The organism is Mycobacterium sp. ACS1612, from assembly GCF_001667505.1.
Classification (GTDB): Bacteria; Actinomycetota; Actinomycetes; order Mycobacteriales; family Mycobacteriaceae; genus Mycobacterium.
Map to the genome: position 1 here is coordinate 91,345 of NZ_LZHZ01000074.1, position 17,496 is coordinate 108,840.

A 17,496-nucleotide genomic window follows, 5' to 3' on the forward strand; every position below is an offset into this window, starting at 1 on the left:
TTCAGCGCTTCGCGGCGGTCTTGCGTGGTCTGGCCTTCTTCTTGGGACGACGGGTCAGGGTCTCGATGTGGGTCAGCGCCATGTCGAGCGCGGTGGCCATTGGGGTGACGTCGTGATCGGCCTGCGCCAGCAGGTAACCACCCTGCAGTGCGGCCATCAGCCCGGTGGCCAGGGCGTCGGGATCGGCCGTTGCTACCAGGGTCCCGTCGTCCTGCATGCGCCGAAATCCGGCAGCCAGGAGCCCTTGCCAGGCCGCGAAGTGCGCTGACAGGGAGGTGCGCGCGTGCTCGTCTTGATCGGAAAGCTCGACCACCAGATTGCCAAGCGCGCAACCGTAGGCACCGCCCCGCAGGGCAGCGGCCTGAATCAGGGCGTCGCGCCATCGCCGCAGACCGCTCATCGACTTCAACCGCTCCAAGCGCTGTTCTTCGCGCGCCAGGATTTGCTCAGCGCGCCACGCCACCACTTCGCGCACGAGGTCGGGTTTGCCGCCCGGGAAATGTTTGTACAGCTGGGACTTGCTGGTGCCGGTCGCAGCGCGCACGTCGTCGAGAGTGACAGCATTGACGCCGCGGATGTACATCAGATCGGCGGCCGAGGAGATGATCCGGACGCGGGTGGCTTCCCCGCGCGCGGTCGTTCGGCGTCGGGTGGGACGCTCCCCGCTGGTCACCGGCGTGACACTACCGGTTGCGCTGTGTCAGTTGTGGACGATTGGGTCCATCGCTGCGCAGCTCAGAAGTTGATCATTTTGCCTGTGAGGCCGTGGAAGGTTTCCTGCAAGGCTTCTGACAAGGTCGGGTGGGTGTGAACGTTGCGGACCAGTTCCTCGACGGTGAGATCCCAGCGTTGGGCCAAGGTGAGTTCGGGCAGCAGTTCGGCGACGTCGGCGCCGACCAGGTGTGCGCCGAGCAGTTCCCCGTGCGCGCGGTCGGCGATGACTTTGGCGAATCCGGTGGCGTCGCCGTAACCGTGGGCTTTACCGTTGGCCCTGAAGGGGAACTTGGCCACCGCGATGTCGCTACCACGTGCCGCGGCGTCGGCTCGCGCCTGCACTTCCGTCAGGCCGAAACTGGCGACTTGGGGTTGACAGAACGTAACACGCGGCATCATCGCGTAGTCGGATAACCCCAATGTCGGTGTGCCCGCGATAGTTTCGGCGGCAATGATGCCCTGAGCTTCCGCCACATGAGCGAGCATCAGCTTGGCGGTGACATCGCCGATGGCGTATACCCCCGACGCGGTGGTTCGCATGACGTCGTCGACGACGATGCCGCCGGTGCGCGGGTCGGTCGCGACGCCCAGGTTCTCGAGCCCGTAGCCCGCGGTCCTGGGCGCGAACCCGATGGCCTGCAACACCACGTCGACAGTCAGGCTGTCCGCCTCGGCTGCACCGGGGCTACGGTGGGTGAGGGTGACGGCATCGCCGGTTTCGGTCAGCTCCTCGATGCGCGTACCGACCAGGACGCTGACGTCGAGGTTGCGGTAGGCCTTGGCGATCTCTTTGGACACGTCGGCGTCTTCGTTGGGCAGCACCCGGGGCAGCGCCTCGATCACGGTCACGTCGACGCCGTAATTGGCGAGCAGATAGGCGAATTCCATGCCGATGGGACCCGCGCCGATAATGGCGATCGAGGTCGGCACTTCGCGCGACATGATCTGTTCGGTGTAGGTGCGCACCCTGGGCCCGCGGGTCGTGCCGGGCAGCAGTCGCGGCGTGGCGCCGGTGGCGATGATCACCGAGTCGAAGCCGATCCGGGTGTCGACGTCCTGGCCAGTAACGCGCATGGTGTGCCGGTCGACGAACGTTCCCTTGCCTTCGAATTCGTCGATCTTGTTCTTGCGCATGAGAAATCTCAGTCCGCGCACCCTCTCCACCGCGACCTGGCGGGAGCGGTCAAAGGCTGCGTCGTAGCGCATCTTCGTGTCGCCTTCGATACCGAACTTCTCGGCGTCAGTCCGCAGCAGGTGTGCGATTTCGGCGTTGCGCAACAGCGCCTTGGATGGGATGCACCCGACGTTCAGGCACACCCCGCCCCAGTACTGGGCTTCGACTATGGCCACCGACAAACCCAGTTGTGCGGCACGGATGGCGGCGACGTAGCCGCCTGAACCCGCGCCGAGCACCACGACGTCGTATTTCATACTGGGAACGTGGCCGCGAGCGCCCAGAGGTTCTCGGCTGCAGCAGAATCCGTGAACGCGAGTCCGCTCACCACCACATCCGTGGCCCCGGCATCCAGATAGCGTTGCAACTGACGCCTGACCGATTCGGCCGAACCAACCGCGGCAAGGTCTGCTGCGCCCGCGATTCCCTCGCGCGCAATCACCTTTTGGTAGGACGGGATGGTATCGAAAAAGCTCAACCGCTGCGCTGCGAAATCCTTTGCCGCGTCCACGTCGTCCGACACGATGACAGGCACCTGCGCGATGATCCTGGGTTTCTGCCGGCCGGCGTCCGCGGCGGACTTCGCGATGGTCGGTTCGATGAACTCTGCGATGGTCCGCGGACCGGCGAGGTACGGCATCGTGCCATCGGCCAGTTCGCCGGTGACCTGCAATGCTTTTGGACCCATTGCGGCTACGTACACCGGGACGGGCGTACCCCCGGCGACGCTCACCGGCCATGTGGGCTGTGCGGTGATCTCGTTGCCGCTGAAGTTCACTGCTCCTGTGTCGAAGACCGACCTCAGCACCATCAGGTGCTCGCGAAGACGGTTGATCGCGTTCGGCCATGACGTCCCGAACGCCTGCCGCTCCGGTTCGTGCCCGCCCAAACCGAGGCCGAGACTGAATTTCCCGTGCGAGGCGGCCTGTGCCGTCTGCGCGAGTGACGCGATGATGAGCGGGTGTCGTGGATTGATGGGCACCACCGATGTGCCAACACCGAGTCCCGGCACGGCCGCACCCACCACGGCGGCCAGCGCGATCGCATCGTGGTCGTTGTTCTGGCTCAACCAGACGTGGCGGACCCCGACGTCGTGCGCGCGGGTGGCCTGTGCCACCATCTCATCGACGTGATTGGGTGCTTGTGGGTTGGGAAACAACACGATTCCTGTCGGCATGGTGCTTTATCTCCTTGCGTGTGGTTGGGTGTCTGGCGATGTAGGGCGGGCCGACATACGGGAACACGTCGAGTACTCGCGAAACGTCTGAAGCCGCCGCGTCCCCGAATGACCTTCCGGCCGCCAGGCTGGCCATCACGCCGAACGCATCGTTATCCAGCGGGCGGCCGTTGATGGCTTCGGTGGTGAACGTCGCAGCCGATCCCAGCCTGAAGGGCAGCACCGCCGGGATCAGTCGCGCCGCAACCCCGATGGCGTAGGGTTCGCTGAGCCGCCCCAGTCCCGCGAGCGCTGAGAATTCCGCGACAAAGCGGCGAACGGGTCCGGCGAACAATTTGATGTCGTGCAGAGGACCGACCTGGTTGTAGCGGTCGACGAGAGGCTGACGCCATGCCGACAGAAACAATTGACTGAAAAAGGGTGTCCCACAACGCGATACTTGCGCTCTGACCGTTCGTCCGCACAGGCTGATCGACGACCACATCGCTACCTGACCATCGCCTATCAATGCGTTCGGCACTTCCAACGCGATCGCCATGACGTTGCGCCGACTGAAGTGGTTACGCCGCGCCGCGTACGCGGCGTCGTCGAAGCACCGTTCCTCGTAGAACGCATTGAGCAGGGCCGACACCGCAGAGCGGTCGGCGGCCCACGTATCGCCGACCAGGCCGGCGAAACCGTCGACCGTCCCGACGCGCCGGACAGTGTTCAATTCCGAGGAGTACACCGGTTTCCCGGTGACGAGATGGGCGGGTTCGGCGGCGAGATCGGCGCCGGTCACATAGTGCACCGTGAACTCTTGACGTCCAGGTTCGCTTCCGTCGACCGGGTCGGTGAAGCGAACTTGAAACGCGGTGTCGTCGCGGCCATTGCCGGTGGTGTCGAATCGGAATTCGTACAGCGCGGCCGGATGGAATGCCGCAGAAGCCGACAGCGTAGCCTCGGTGCAACAGGTCATCACCATCGCCGTGCGATCCGGCGCGGCGTCGAACAGATAGACGTCTGCGATGTTGAGTCGAGGGTCGCGGACCGCACGACGAATATCGAAGTGATGCGATGTCAAAGGCGCACGCCCGCAGCGAGTTCAGGATAGTCCAGATCGGCGGCGGTGAGTCGATAGATCTGTAGGGTGAGGCCGTAGTACTTGTCGGTCTCGCCGACCCACTCCATTCCGACGCGCCGTGCGGTGGCGACGCCGCGGCTGTTGCCCGGTCGAACGACGGCGAACACCTCGGATATCCCGTTGGCGAAAGCCTGATGCGCCACCGCATGACCCGCTTCCGCTCCGTAGCCATGCCCCCAGGCCGCCGGTGCGAGCTGCCAGCCGATTTCCAGGTCGGTGCAGCCGGGTGGCAATGGCAGCAGGGAGACCGCTCCGATGATGCGGCCATCCTCACGCCTCTCGACCGCCCAGTGCCCCAATGAACGTCCCGCTTCGTCGTGTTCGGTGATCCAACGTGCCAGCAGCCGCCGCATATCGTCGCGATCGACCACCCGCGGAATCGCCGGGGTGAGCCAGCGCGCGACTTCCTGGCTGCCGAAGATCGTCAAAGCGGCGTCGGTGTCGTCACCCGTCCATGGGCGCAGTCGCAGGCGGTTGGTGATCAGCTCGTCGGATCCCGGCACCATCTGGACGTGGGCGCCCTGCGTCGTCATATTTCTTCACCGGGGAACTTCACGTCGAAGCGTTCGCATAGTGCGGGAACACTGTGTACATCCATCTCGAGTGCGTATTTGGCACAGAGTTCGTCGAGGGCCCCGGTCGGTATCTTCTCCACGCCGCCGAAGGCGGCAAGCTCGTCGAAGAACCGCTCAAAGCCTGCGGGGGAGATGATTTCGAGAATGCGGGCGGGTTCGTCGCCTGCATTCCAGAACGTATGCCACTGCCCCCGTGGCTTGAAGATGAAGTCGCCTGGTCCGCCGTAGATCACCTGGTCGCCGAGCAGGGCGCCGACCCGTCCCTCGATGATCCAGCTGTACTCGTCTTCGTTACGGTGGCGATGAAGCGCCGACGCCAGCGCGCGCGGTGACATCGGATGCTCCAGCACGGAGAAGCGCCCCTCTGCCGCAACGTTGTCGAGGATGTGGCGCACCCCGATCGTCCCGAGGAACACCGACTTTCCTTCGTCTCGGCCGACTGACTTGGCGGGCGGGCCGCCCGCACGCAAAATATCGTGTGCCATCGTGATTCCTCCGTCAGTCAGTTCCGGCCTGCCATCACACCGCCGTCGACATTGAGGATCGCGCCGGTGATCCAACTTGCTTGCTCGGACAGCAGGAAGGTGATGGCATTGGCGACGTCGGCCGGTGTGCCGATTCGTCCGAGGGGATGAAGCGGTGCGAACGTCTCGAGCGTGGCGTCGATCTCGTCCTTCGGAATCCATTTCTCGACAGCGGGCGTCTTGACGGCCGCAGGCGCCACCGCGTTGACGCGGATCTTGTGCTTGGCAAGCTCGATGGCGAGGTTGTGGGTGAGCGCGTGCAGCCCTGCTTTTTGCATCGAGTGCCCGACTGACGGGGTCACGCCGATGGCCTGATGGGCCCACATGCTGCCGATGTTGACGATGGAACCGCCTTCGCCGCGGGCGATCATGCCCTCGACGACGGACTGTGTGAGGACGAACAGGGCATAGTTGATCTCCATGTAGGAGTCGTAGTCCTTGGCGTCGTATTCGAGAAACGCTTTGGGGATGAAGAATCCCGCCGCGTTGACCAGCAGGGTTGCGTCGCGGTGTTGCTCTGTGAGGGTGCGTCGTACATCGGCGACGGCTTTGCGGTCGGTCAGTTCGGCGGCGATCCCCCACGCTTGACCCCGCCGGTCAGTCAGCTCGGCCACGGTGTCGTCGACACGGTCGATCGAGCTGCCGATGATCACCGCGCTGCCACCGTGATCGACGACATCGATCGCGACCTGTCGTCCCATGCCGGCACTCCCGCCGACCACGATGACCTTCTTGGCCTGAAAACGCATGTGTAGCTTCCTGTTCGGAGGGGTCAGGCGCCAGGAGCGATCGCGCAGGCTGCGACACAGACCCAGCCGCCGTCACGCTTCTGATAGGTGTCCGTATACAGCGCTTCCTGATGAACGCCGTCGGCGAGCATGGTGTATGTGGCGCGAGCGTGGATCAATGCAACGTCACTGAGGATGCGGATGTTGACGTCGTGCACCGCGAGATCCTTGAAGGGACGGGGCTTTGCGATGTAGGAGAGGTACTCTTCGCGATTCCGGGTGACGCCAGGCGTTTGGATGAGGAAGTCTTCAGCGAGGAACTCACTGAAACGCTTGACATCGCTGAATTGGTCGGAGTGGATGTAGTCCTCGTTGAGCTTCGTGAGTATCGCTAGATCCTCTGTGGTCTGCATGGTTTCGGTCATAGCCGGCTCCTTCTTACGACGACGCGTGCGTGGCGTCATGAGCCTGCAGCCTCGCGGGGTGAGCTGTCGTCACCCCGATCACCGAATCACCCGGGTGAGGACGGCATTTCGGCGTTACGCGTCCGCCGTCTCAGGGCAGCAGTCGAATCAGGGCATCCAAGGCTGCCGACCATGCGCTTGGCGCGGGCGCAGCGAACCCGACCACCAAGCCGTTCCGGTTGCTGCAGGCATCGGGATGGCGATACCGATGAAGCCCCTCCACGCCGAGCCGTCGCCACGCGCGCTCGCGACACAACGCGCTCTCCTCCGCGTCAGCGAGTTCGAGCATCACCTGCAGACCGGCGGGCATTCCCGCCACGGAAGTCGTTGGTGACGACCGGGCCACTACGGAGACGAGTTGCTCACGGCGGCGGCGGTATTGGGCGCGCATGGTGCGGATGTGTCTGTCATAGCAACCGGAGGAGATGAACTCGGCCATCGTCAACTGGTCGACGAAGCTGCACGTCTCCTCGAATTCGCCCCTCTGCCGAAGCACCGCATCAACGAGTCTGTCCGGCAACACGAGCCATCCGAGTCGAAGCCCCGGCGCCAGCGACTTACTCGCCGTCCCCATGTAGATGACGCGGCCGGGATCGATGCCCTGCAGAGCGCCAACGGGGCTGCGGTCGTAGCGGAATTCGCCGTCGTAGTCGTCCTCGATGATCACACTGCCGGTGCGTCGCGCCCAATCGACGACCGCAGCACGGCGCTCGGAATGCAGCGGTACGCCAAGCGGAAACTGATGCGACGGCGTGAGCAGCACCCCGCCCGCGTCGGCCATCTCGTCGAGCGCCGTCACGTCAGCGCCATGGCCGTCCACTGGCAGTGGCGGACAGCGTAATCCCGCGCGGGCCAGCGACGGCCATTGGGTGAACAGGCCGAAGGCCTCGACGGCAACGGCAGCGACGCCGTCGTCTGCCAGTGCGCGTGCCACGAGGCTCAATCCTTCAGCGGCGCCGCTGGAGATGACGATGTTGGACGGTCGGGCCCGGACCCCTCGAGCGCGGGCAAGATAATCGGCGAGGGCGTTGCGAAGTTCTGACCGGCCCTGCGGGTCGGTATACCCAAACGCCTCGAACGGGGCAACGTTCAACGCGCGCTTGACCGCACGACTCCACTCGGTGCGGGGAAACGAGGACAGGTCCGGATGCCCCGGACGCAGATCGTGGTCCAACTGGGGCTGCTTCCAGCGCGTCCGCGGCGCAGCGGCGGGAGGCAGCACTGCGGCCGCACGCGGGGCTACCAATGTGCACGAACCGTACTGTGATGTCAGCCAGCCCTCGGCGATAAGTTCGGCGTAGGCACTGGCGACGGTGTTTCTCGCGACACCGAGGTCGGCGGCCAGCGCGCGACTCGACGGCAACTGGATGCCCGGCACCAGTCGTCCCGAACGGATCGCGTCGCGAATCGCGTCCATCACACCCTCACGCACCCGCCCACCCGGGCGATCCAGGTGCAGATCCAATCCCACGACCGAGTCCTGGGATCCGCTCTTCGCGTCCATGTCAGTGCTCGTGATCGCTACCCGCGTCGGCGCTGCCGTTCATCGCGTCATCTCCCTGAAAAAGCGCTATCAAGACTACGCCGCAGCATCGCCGCAGGTAGTTGCTGTTGTTACGGCTTGGTGAAGTCGACATAAGGGGTGTTCGGGGTGCTCCCGGCGATCAGGAAGGTGGCGAATCGCTGCCCGAACGCCGCCGCGGTGGCCAGGTCCGCCGGTGACATGGCCTTCGGGTCGTCGAACGGGTTGGTGGCCATCGCCCCGCCGTAGCCACCGATGTAGTTCATGCTTTCGCGGGGCGCGGCCTTGTCGTATGCGAGGGCGGGTTTCATGCCGGAGCCGATCCACACCATGCCCTGCTGCATCGCCAACGTCCAGAGGTAGGTCAACGTCGAGAACTTGTCGCCACTCATGCCGGTCGAGTTGGTGAAGCCGCCTGCAAGTTTGTCGCGCCAGGCGGTGTCCCGCCATACCCGGAGCGAGGTGTCGGCGAAGCGTTTGAACTGCCAGGACGGTCCGCCCATGTGTGTGGGGCAGCCGAAGATGACGCCGTCGACGGCGGCCAGCGCAGTCCAGCCGGTCTCGTCGACAGTTCCATCCTCGTCAATCCGAATGGGATACACCCGCGCGTCAGCGGTGCGCACACCGTCGCAGACCGCCTCGGCCATGCGCCAGGTGTGTCCCGCACGTGAATGCGCGACGACGGCCACAGTTGCCACGTTGAGTCGTCCTTTCGCTGGAGCTATCACGGCTACGTCTCGATGATGTGCGGTCAAGATCGGACCCCAACACCATAAAGGACGGATTAGTCCTCACAGTTCTGCCATCGTGATTAGCAACGAGCAGGCCTAGATCGGGGACAGTTAAGCCGGTAGCGCGGAGTCCGCACCGCCGCAGCCCGCCGTCCAGGGATAGCCTGAGGGACTAAAAAGTCCGTGCTTTGCGTCAATTCCGAGTGGACGGCACGAAAACGGGACCGGACGGCATTGACAACAGGTAGAGACGCGGCCCACCCGCAGGGCGCGCGTAAACGTCAGGAGCATCATGATCGACGGCGATTACGACGACATCAGGCCGGATGGCACGTTGGGGCCCAGCGAATCCCTGGATTCCGACGAGGTGCGCAACGACGACGGGGACATCGTGGTCGACGCGCCGCTGCGCTGGATCTCCCCTGATGACAACCTGACGCTGGACAGCCGCCTCGCCGCCGAGGAGCCCGAGGTCGGCTACACCGAGGATCCCCCGCTGTTGCCCAGGCGGCACCGCGGTCAGATCAGCGGCAGCCCCCACGACGGAACGTCGTTCTACAGGGTGGCCCGTGAGGAATTGGACGTCGACAGCGATTGACCCGCGGTTCTGCCCTCACCCGGGTGAATTGGATGCCCGGGTGATGACGACTCACCCGCACTCGGCGAATGCTGGCTCGACAGAGCGAGCGGAGGGTAAGTGCAGCCGACCATGTACCAGATCTGCATTCGAGGGCGTGTGAGCGAGCGACTTGGATCCGCTCTTGAAGGTATGCACCTCGAGTCCCGCGCGGGGGAAACTGTGTTCACCGGCGAAATCCGCGACCAGTCACAGCTCTACGGACTGCTCGACCGGGTGCGCGATCTGGGCCTGGAACTCGTCAGCGTCCAGCCGCAATCCGAGGCCGAGCCTGCGGCCGCCGAGTGAAGGGAAACAACCGACAGATGACCTTGAAGACACTACTCGCCGCGATGGTCGCGGGCGGGATACTCGCTCCTGCCGCCTCGGCCGAGCCGGCGCCTCCGAACCCTGGTCAAAGCCCCGTTGTCCGTGCGGTTTTCGAGCAGCCGACCAACATTCCCGGCAAATCGCTTCAAGCGGTAACGGTCAGTTATCCGCCCGGTGGGAAGAGCGCCGCGCACCACCACGCGCCGTCGGCGTTCATCATGGCCTACGTGATCTCCGGAGCGATCCGCAGCCAACTCGAGGGTGAACCCGCTCGTGTCTATCACGCCGGCGAGACCTGGAGCGAAGCCCCCGGCGCGCACCACACGATCAGTGAGAACGCCAGCGCCACCGAACCCGCTGAACTGCTCGCGGTTTTCCTGATCGACACCGGCGACAGTCCGCTTACCACCGACGACACCGCCGACAATGAGCCGCACCGCTAACGACGAGAAACGTCGGGGCAAACTTGAATCGATCGCGGTAGTCCGGACAGCACTTCGGCTGTCACTCGCGGCGGCGTTTCTGTCCGCTGTCGCCGACCGATTCGGTTGGTGGAAGCCGTTCGGGCAGGGCAGCTGGGGCAGCATGGGCGCGTTTGCCGACTATGCCCACCAACTTGTTCCGTTCGCTTCCGGATGGTTGTTGACTGTCATCGTGTGGGTTGCCACCGCCACCGAGACGATCCTGGCGGTCCTGCTTCTGACCGGCTGGCGACCGGAACTCGTCGGCGCGGCGACATGCCTGGTGCTCATCGTGTTCGGCACAGCGATGGCTGTATCCCTCGGCGCGGAATCACCGCTCAGTTACAGCGTCTTCTCCGCAGCCAGCGCGGCCGCAGCCTATGCCGTCCTAGGTCCGAGTCAAATCCAACCTTTGAAGGGTTCCTCATGAAGATCGTGGTCATTGGCGGTCGCGGGCTCATCGGCTCCAAAGTCGCGGCCATTCTGAACGCGCAGGACCACAACGTGATCCGATCCTCGCGCCGGTCGGGTGTCGATTCACTCACCGGCGAAGGCCTTGCCACCGCCCTCGCAGGCGCCGATGTCGTGGTCGACGTCGCCGATTCACCGGTATTCGACGACGAACCCGTGATGCACTTCTTCACCACGACGACCAAAAACCTGCTTGCCGCCGAATGGAACGCGGGAGTCAAACACCACGTCGCGCTGTCGGTGGTCGGCGCGCAGATCATGCCGGACAGCGGTTACAACACAGCCAAAGCCGCCCAGGAGAACCTCATCACGAAGTCGGGCCAGCCCTATTCGATTGTGCGCGCAACTCCGTTCTATGAATTCGCGATCGGCTTGGCCGATTCCGCGACAGACGGAGACATCGTCAGGTTGCCGCACGCGTTGTTCCGCCCGATCGCCGCCGACGATGTCGCCGCCGCCGTCGCCAGCGCAGCAGTCGGGCAGCCCACCAACGGAGTCACAGAAGTCGCCGGCCCCGAAGCCATCGGGATGGACGACTTCGTCCGCACCGCGCTCGCCGCCAACGCCGATCCCCGTCGGGTCGTCACCGACGCCCGGGCGCCATACTTCGGTGCGGTGATCGATGATCACACCCTCGCCCCCGACGAGAACGCCACCATCTACACCACGCGGTACGCGGACTGGATCGCCGCGCAACATGCCTGAGTCACAATCGGAATCAAGTATCAGCGTCGTGCAGGACGTGCGACCACCGTGGATTCCTGCGGATGCTCATGTGCTGACCGTTCTCATCGAACATCCGCCCGGCTCCCCCGGCTATCCCCCACATCGGGTTCGCAGCGGTCCGGCTTTCGGCTACATGATTGACGGTGAGATGCTGTTCGAACTCGAAGGGCAGGCGCCACGCGTCCTGCGCGCGGGAGACGCGTTCTGGGCGCCGGGCGGCGACCTGATCCACTATCGGGACGCGAACAACCGCGACGACATCGCCTGTAGCTTCGTCCTCACGATGTTCCGCGCACCCGGGCAACAGTTGCTCGAACCTGTGCCCGAAGCGGAACTCGAGGATCGAAAGGAACTGCACGCCAAACGGTTCGAAGACACCGTTGCCCACCGATGGCGTGAACAAACCCGTGAGCTCGTCCTGACGGGGGCCACCACGACAGTGGCTGCCCACCCGGCCCAGTCGGGCGGCGAGATCTCGATCACCCTGACAGGCAAGGCGCTGTCGAACGACCTCCTACTCGCCGACAGCGGCAACATCGCACTGAGTTCCGTCGCCGAAGGCAGCCACCCGATGAGGGTGGTGCCGATGCGACTCGACATGCTCAGCGAGCTGCCGACCATCCGTGTGGTGGGACTGGGCATCACCGAGCCGACGGAACTGCGGCTAGTGGTCGAGTTGACGGCGCGCAACTCGGATACCGGCGGCACATCAGCGATAACGTGCGAATGTGATGCCGTTCCCCTCGACCCGCACATGCCGGTCGCGCTACTGGACTTCCAGTTAAAGCAGTAACCAACCAGTCAACCGGCTGGAGGATGGACTGTTCGGTCCTCTCCTCGCGGCAATGGGGCGACTGGCCCAATGTCGACGCACTCAACTGGCCCACGACCGGCGAGATGCCGCGATTAGCGTTTTTAAACATGCTAGTCGGTGGCAGCACGAAGACTACTGATCTACCGTGCGTCACCGCCGCTGATGGCGGCGATCCGGCGGTGCTGCTTGCCGCCAAATCGTCGCCCCCTGCCATCCGTGCTCAGCTCATCGAACGAGCAGCCCTCATCGAGAAGCTTTCTGCGGACCCGTCCCCCAAGCTGACGTTGCTCAGTGCACCGGCGGGCTGGGGTAAGACGACGCTTCTGGCGCAATGGGTGAACAGCGCCGATGATCGCCCTCGGTGCGGCTGGGTGTCCCTCGATGCTTCCGACAACGACCCGGCCCGATTCTGGGCCTGTGCGGTCACGGCGCTGAACAAAGCCAACCCGAGCGTGGCTCCGCGTGCGGTCGAGCTCATCACGATGGGCGCCGACCTTCGACGGGTGGTTCTGCCCACCCTGCTCGACGAGCTGGCGGCCATCGACAACGAAATCGCGTTGATCCTGGACGACTATCACGTTGTCGAGGATCGGACCGTGCACGAGCAGGTGGGCTTCGTCGTCGAACGGATGCCGCAGGTACTCCGACTCGTGATTGCCACCCGCTCGGATCCCGTTCTGCCGTTGGCGCGGCTTCGGGCCCGCGGGCAGCTGCTGGAGCTACGTGCCGAAGAGCTGCGTTTTCACGAAGGCGAAGCCGCGGATCTGCTCGACGGTGTGCTCGGTTTCAAATTGTCCGACGCGCAGATCGAACTCCTGTTCCGCCGTACGGAGGGATGGGCGGCCGGCCTATACCTCGCAGGCCTCTCGTTGGCAGGCCGCGCCGATGCAGCAGCGTTCATCGAGGACTTCGCCGGCGACAATCGTCACATCGTCGACTACTTCGTCGCCGAGGTACTCGACGGCAAACCACCTCACATCCGCGATTTTCTGCTGCGGACCTCGCTGCTGAACAGGTTGAGTGGGCCGCTGTGTGACACGGTGCTGCAAACGAGTGGCTGCGCGTCGGTGCTGGAAACCATCGAGCGGGACAACCTGTTCCTGATGCCCTTGGATGTCTCACGGCGCTGGTACCGATATCACCAACTGTTCAACGACTTGCTGCGGACCGAATTACGTTGTAGCGAGCCGACTTTGATCCCGATCCTGCATCAACGGGCCGCAGCTTGGTTCGCAGACGAGGGCCTCATCGACGAGGCCGTACAGCACCTCGTGGCTGCCGGTGACATGCCCGGCGCGGCAGACCTGATCGCCACCAATTGGGCCACCACGTTCAACATCGGCCGTCTGTCGACGGTGTCGAGCTGGCTGGACGCGCTGCCGGTCGGAACCGTGTCAGGTAACGCGCAGTTGAGCATGGCCAGGGCATGGATCGCGTTGGGCTGGGGCCGCGTCGAGGACGCGGGCCGTTGGATCGACGCGGTGCAGGCCCTGCGCGCGGGCGATACCACTGATGTCGACAACGTCGATGCAAAGCTCGTCGTGCTGCGCGCGCTGCACCGTTTCAAGTCCGGTGACCTTGCTGCAGCCCTCGATACAGCGCGACGGGGCGCCAGCCTCGACCTCGGCGATGCGCCGGTGGATGGGCCGATTGCGTATTGCGTATACGGAGCTTCGCTGTATTACTCAGGCTGCACGCACGACGCCCAGGCGGCATTCCGCGCAGCGGCGTCACTGGCCGAGAAATTCGGTCATCAGCTCGCGCACCGCTACGCGGTGGGCTATCTCGCCATGATCTCGGCCCGCCAAGGGCAGCTGGCCGATGCCGAAGACCTAATCCGCCGTACGACCGGCAGCACCAAGGATCTGGCCGCCGAGGAGCACTTCGCGGACATGATGGCGTCGCTTGTCACAGCCATCATCCTCGATGTGCGTGGCGACGCGGACGCAGCCGCTGAAGCCGCCGACATCGCCGTCCGGTTGGCCCGGCGCGGCGCAGGAGTCCTCGAAGTGGCCAACGCGCTGTTGATCCGGGCCGAGATTCTCGGACGCCGCGGCGAGCATGCGAAACGCCGAGCCAGTCGCAACGAGGCGGCCATGCTACTGCGCGGCTGTGCCGACGGCGGCATCGTTGCCAAGTCACTCAGCGCGGCGCGCCGCCCGAAGGCGGTCGAGACGAGCCCGCGTAACGGCGCCACGCTCGCAGAGGAGCTGACCGCCAAAGAGCATGAGGTGCTCGGGCTGCTGGCGACCAAGTTGTCGCGCCGCGAAATCGGTCAGCGGCTTTACGTGTCGCTGAACACCGTGAAAACCCACCAGCGCGCCGTCTACCGCAAACTGGGCGTCGAGAGCCGCAGCGCGGCGGTGATCCGAGCCCGCGAGCTTGGCTTGCACTAACCCGGGTGAACATGCGGGTGGGGTGATGACCGGCGCGGAAGGTTGAGCCACAGTGAGATACGGCTGATCCGAACCGGAAGGATGAATGTGAGCGACACGGAACTCGACGTCATCGTCATCGGCGACGGGGTCGGCGGGGTGGCCGCCGTGCGGAAGCTCGCATCGTCCGGGCTTGCCGTAGCACTCGTCGAGGATCGTCTGGTCGGCGGTGAGTGCCATTACTGGGGCTGCAATCCGAGTAAGTCACTGCTGCGCTCGATCGAGGTGTTGAATCTCGCGAAGGCCGTTCCCGGTGTGCGAGAGGCGATCTCGGATGACTGCTTCGACGTGTCCGCTGTTTTCGCCAAACGCGACTGGCTCATCGAGCATCTCTCGGACCAAGACCGAACGGCGTCACTGCGCCAATCCGGGGTAGCCGTGTTTCATGGGATCGGCCGATTGCGCGGCAAACGAACAGTGCACGTGACGCAAGCCGATCACAGTGAGACCATCTTGGTTGCGCGCCACGCGGTGGTCGTGGCGACCGGCACGCGTCCGTATATGCCGGAGATACCTGGGCTGGTGCAGGCACGCCCGTGGACCAATCGGGACCTGGTCACCATGACACGAGTGCCGCCCCGCGCGCTGGTTGTCGGTGGCGGCCCGGTCAGCGTCGAATTCGCGACCATACTGCGCGGTTTCGGCTCGGCTGTAACGCATCTCGTACGCGACGATGCGCTGTTGGACGGCTGCGAACCCGAGGCTCGTGAACTCGTCGCGGAGTCGCTGCGAAGCCAAGGGGTCGAAATACACTTTCAGACACAGTTGTCGTCGGTCGCCCGCCCAGTGGCGGGCGGGCCCGTCACGGCGACGTTCAACGACAGGACTATCGAGGTGGACGAGATCGTCCTGGCCGCCGGACGGTGCGTCAACACCGACGATATCGGACTGGAGTCCGTTGGTCTGCAAAGCGGCCAGCCAATTCAGGTGAATGATCACCTTCAGGCGGTCGGCGTCACCGGCGGTTGGCTCTACGCCCTTGGTGACACCACGGGGCGCGCGAGACTGTCGCACATCTCGACCTACCACGGCCGTCTGGTCGCCGAGATCATCGCGTCCGTGGCGGCCGGGCTACACCTCGACGAGGACAAGTTGGTGGCCCGTGATGCGGGCAATATCGCGCAAGTGATCTTCACCGAACCGCAATTGGTCAGGGTCGGCCTCACCGAAAGTCAGGCTCGTGTGCAGGGATTCAGGGTACGGACGCGGATTGCTGGTTATCCCGGCACCCTGCGGTTTCTGGCCCTCTACCGCGATGGCTTCGAAGGATGGGCCAAGGTGGTCATCGACGCCGACACCGACACACTGCTCGGTGCGACGTTCGTCGGTCCGCAGTTCTCGGAACTGGCCCAAGCCGCCACCCTGGCCGTCGTTGCGAAGATTCCGGTCAGTCTGCTCCGCCATGTTGTCGCGCCGCATCCGACGGTCAACCAGGTTTGGGATCTGCTGCTGGCCGAGGAGTCCTTCGCGGCCGTCGCTCCTGGAGCGGTCCCATGCGGGTAGCGGGAATCCGCGCGTTAGGCGCCCAGGTGGAGATCCTCGAAGTGGAGGAGCCGCGACCGTTGGCAGCGGACGAGGCACTCATCGAGGTCCGTAGCGCCGGGATCGGCAACTGGGACAACATCGTTCGCACCGGCGATTGGGACGTTGGCGTTTCGCCGCCGATGGCGCTCGGCGTCGAGGCGGCCGGAGTCGTCAAGGCCATCGGTGCCCGCTCGAACGACTTCAGTACGGACGACGAGGTGCTGTGTCACGTCGCGCCCCTGCGCGACCAAGGAACGTGGGCGCCGTTTGTCATCGCGCCGGTCGAAGCGCTGGCCCACAAACCCTCCGCGGTCTCGTGGGACACTGCGGCAGTCTTTCCGGTGCCCGCGTTGACCGCCGGACAAGTGGTCGACGAGGCGTTGGCTCTTTGCGGCGGAGAAACGTTGCTTGTTCACGGCGCCGGCGGCATCACCGGTGGCCTCATTGTCCAACTGGCTGCGCTGCGCGGGGTCGACGTGCTCGCCACCGCCGGTCCGCGCAGCGCGGACCGGGTCCGGGGGTATGGCGCACGCGAGATCTTCGACTACCGCGATCCGATGTGGCCGCAACACGCAAAGGTGTTGGCGGAGGGACATATCGACGCTGTCGCGAACGCCGCCCGCGGGGGCGCTGCCAACGCAATGACCGCGCTTGCCGATGGTGGCCGGCTGGCGACCATCACCCCCGACCCACCCGAATCCACCCGCGGCATCAACGTCACGGCTGTTTACGTCCGTTCCGACGGTGCTCGACTCGATTCCTTGGCCGCGCTGCTCTACGAACAGCGGCTACACGTGCCGACCCCGCGGACGTACGGACTGGCTCACGCTGCCTCAGCCCTGGCACAAGTCGTCGCGGGCCGCGAGCCCAGCGGGGCGGTCATCAGGACCGACAGCTGACGAGGTGGCCGTCGGCTAGATCAGATTCACCCGGGTGAGGGTGATGACCATCCACCCGGGTTGACGGAAACCTCGGATCGGGCAGCCCCAAGTCCGTAGAGGAGACAGACCCTTCGTGAGTTCAGTCATGCGAATCACCGATAACGAAGCCGAGAGCTGCTACGAGGGCGTCGTCGACGATCGGGTAGTCGGAGTCGTGGTGTACAAGCGGATTCGGGGCCGCGTCGTCATCCGTCACACGGCGATCGAGCCCGCATTCCGCGGCAAGGGCCTCGGTGCGCAGTTGGTCCGCAGCGTCCTCGATGATCTGCGTAGGCGCGGCGACAAAATCTCGAACTATTGCGGATTCGTCGCCGACTTCATCGCCGACAACCCCGAATACCACGACGTCGTCGACGCCGACCGTCCCGGCGTGACCGCGCCCCGCGATCTGCGCGTTTCTGAGAGGGTCGAGCCGGCGCCCTATCAGTAACCACGACCGGGCAATG

General features: G+C 64.7%; 19 protein-coding genes and 1 pseudogene. 10 read left to right on the forward strand and 10 right to left on the reverse strand.

Features of this window, described 5'->3' with window-relative positions:
* Window position 1: 1 nt before the first annotated feature.
* The 10 genes from A5724_RS31630 to A5724_RS31675 form a co-directional block, all read right to left on the reverse strand.
* Window positions 2-673, reverse strand: coding sequence for a TetR/AcrR family transcriptional regulator (locus A5724_RS31630; RefSeq protein WP_067811880.1), 672 nt, complete (start codon window positions 671-673; stop codon window positions 2-4).
* Window positions 674-735: 62 nt separating this feature from the next.
* The gene (gene lpdA, locus A5724_RS31635; RefSeq protein ID WP_067811882.1) at window positions 736-2,145 is read right to left on the reverse strand and encodes a dihydrolipoyl dehydrogenase; all 1,410 of its coding nucleotides are present in this window, start codon (window positions 2,143-2,145) and stop codon (window positions 736-738) included.
* Window positions 2,142-3,065 (reverse strand): LLM class F420-dependent oxidoreductase, encoded by a 924-nt coding sequence (locus A5724_RS31640; RefSeq protein ID WP_067811885.1) that lies wholly within the window; start codon window positions 3,063-3,065, stop codon window positions 2,142-2,144. Before A5724_RS31640 ends, lpdA begins: the two co-directional genes overlap by 4 nt.
* The gene (locus A5724_RS31645) at window positions 3,010-4,128 is read right to left on the reverse strand and encodes a DUF4331 family protein (protein WP_067811887.1); all 1,119 of its coding nucleotides are present in this window, start codon (window positions 4,126-4,128) and stop codon (window positions 3,010-3,012) included. The genes A5724_RS31640 and A5724_RS31645 overlap by 56 nt, the downstream gene beginning before the upstream one ends.
* Window positions 4,125-4,721: a GNAT family N-acetyltransferase gene (locus A5724_RS31650; RefSeq protein WP_067811888.1), complete on the reverse strand. Its 597-nt coding sequence runs from the start codon at window positions 4,719-4,721 to the stop codon at window positions 4,125-4,127. The genes A5724_RS31645 and A5724_RS31650 overlap by 4 nt, the downstream gene beginning before the upstream one ends.
* Window positions 4,718-5,248 (reverse strand): cupin domain-containing protein, encoded by a 531-nt coding sequence (locus A5724_RS31655; protein WP_232005042.1) that lies wholly within the window; start codon window positions 5,246-5,248, stop codon window positions 4,718-4,720. The genes A5724_RS31650 and A5724_RS31655 overlap by 4 nt, the downstream gene beginning before the upstream one ends.
* Window positions 5,249-5,265: 17 nt before the next feature.
* Window positions 5,266-6,036 carry an SDR family NAD(P)-dependent oxidoreductase gene (locus A5724_RS31660; RefSeq protein WP_067811889.1) on the reverse strand — a complete coding sequence of 257 codons (771 nt, stop codon included), beginning with the start codon at window positions 6,034-6,036 and terminating at the stop codon, window positions 5,266-5,268.
* Between the two features lie 23 nt (window positions 6,037-6,059).
* Window positions 6,060-6,440: a nuclear transport factor 2 family protein gene (locus A5724_RS31665; protein WP_082965382.1), complete on the reverse strand. Its 381-nt coding sequence runs from the start codon at window positions 6,438-6,440 to the stop codon at window positions 6,060-6,062.
* Between the two features lie 130 nt (window positions 6,441-6,570).
* Window positions 6,571-7,983 (reverse strand): PLP-dependent aminotransferase family protein, encoded by a 1,413-nt coding sequence (locus tag A5724_RS31670; protein WP_067811891.1) that lies wholly within the window; start codon window positions 7,981-7,983, stop codon window positions 6,571-6,573.
* 110 nt (window positions 7,984-8,093) lie between these two features.
* Window positions 8,094-8,699: a flavodoxin family protein gene (locus tag A5724_RS31675; RefSeq protein ID WP_067811893.1), complete on the reverse strand. Its 606-nt coding sequence runs from the start codon at window positions 8,697-8,699 to the stop codon at window positions 8,094-8,096.
* A gap of 325 nt (window positions 8,700-9,024) precedes the next feature.
* On the opposite strand from A5724_RS31675, the gene A5724_RS31680 reads away from it, so the two are divergent.
* From A5724_RS31680 to A5724_RS33480, 10 genes and pseudogenes are all read left to right on the forward strand, one after another.
* Complete coding sequence (locus A5724_RS31680; protein WP_067811895.1) at window positions 9,025-9,330, forward strand: hypothetical protein; 306 nt, start codon at window positions 9,025-9,027, stop codon at window positions 9,328-9,330.
* Window positions 9,331-9,501: 171 nt separating this feature from the next.
* The gene (locus A5724_RS31685; protein WP_232005043.1) at window positions 9,502-9,657 is read left to right on the forward strand and encodes a hypothetical protein; all 156 of its coding nucleotides are present in this window, start codon (window positions 9,502-9,504) and stop codon (window positions 9,655-9,657) included.
* A gap of 17 nt (window positions 9,658-9,674) precedes the next feature.
* The gene (locus tag A5724_RS31690) at window positions 9,675-10,121 is read left to right on the forward strand and encodes a cupin domain-containing protein (protein ID WP_067812047.1); all 447 of its coding nucleotides are present in this window, start codon (window positions 9,675-9,677) and stop codon (window positions 10,119-10,121) included.
* A complete protein-coding gene (locus A5724_RS31695; protein ID WP_067811902.1) occupies window positions 10,105-10,569 on the forward strand; it encodes a hypothetical protein in 465 nt (154 codons plus the stop codon). Before A5724_RS31690 ends, A5724_RS31695 begins: the two co-directional genes overlap by 17 nt.
* Window positions 10,566-11,315, forward strand: a complete 750-nt coding sequence (locus tag A5724_RS31700) for an SDR family oxidoreductase (RefSeq protein WP_067811904.1) — start codon at window positions 10,566-10,568, stop codon at window positions 11,313-11,315. The genes A5724_RS31695 and A5724_RS31700 overlap by 4 nt, the downstream gene beginning before the upstream one ends.
* A pseudogene (locus A5724_RS34855) lies at window positions 11,308-11,691 on the forward strand (cupin domain-containing protein); the annotation flags it as partial. The gene A5724_RS31700 and the pseudogene A5724_RS34855, both read left to right, overlap by 8 nt.
* Window positions 11,692-12,257: 566 nt before the next feature.
* Window positions 12,258-14,546 (forward strand): LuxR C-terminal-related transcriptional regulator, encoded by a 2,289-nt coding sequence (locus A5724_RS31710; protein ID WP_067812049.1) that lies wholly within the window; start codon window positions 12,258-12,260, stop codon window positions 14,544-14,546.
* An 87-nt stretch (window positions 14,547-14,633) separates the two neighbouring features.
* Entirely contained in the window at window positions 14,634-16,088 is a 1,455-nt protein-coding gene (locus tag A5724_RS31715; RefSeq protein ID WP_369830689.1) for an NAD(P)/FAD-dependent oxidoreductase, read from the forward strand.
* Window positions 16,079-17,008, forward strand: a complete 930-nt coding sequence (locus A5724_RS31720) for an NADP-dependent oxidoreductase (protein ID WP_067811911.1) — start codon at window positions 16,079-16,081, stop codon at window positions 17,006-17,008. Before A5724_RS31715 ends, A5724_RS31720 begins: the two co-directional genes overlap by 10 nt.
* Before the next feature lie 115 nt (window positions 17,009-17,123).
* A complete protein-coding gene (locus A5724_RS33480; protein ID WP_156752540.1) occupies window positions 17,124-17,480 on the forward strand; it encodes a GNAT family N-acetyltransferase in 357 nt (118 codons plus the stop codon).
* Window positions 17,481-17,496 lie beyond the last annotated feature (16 nt).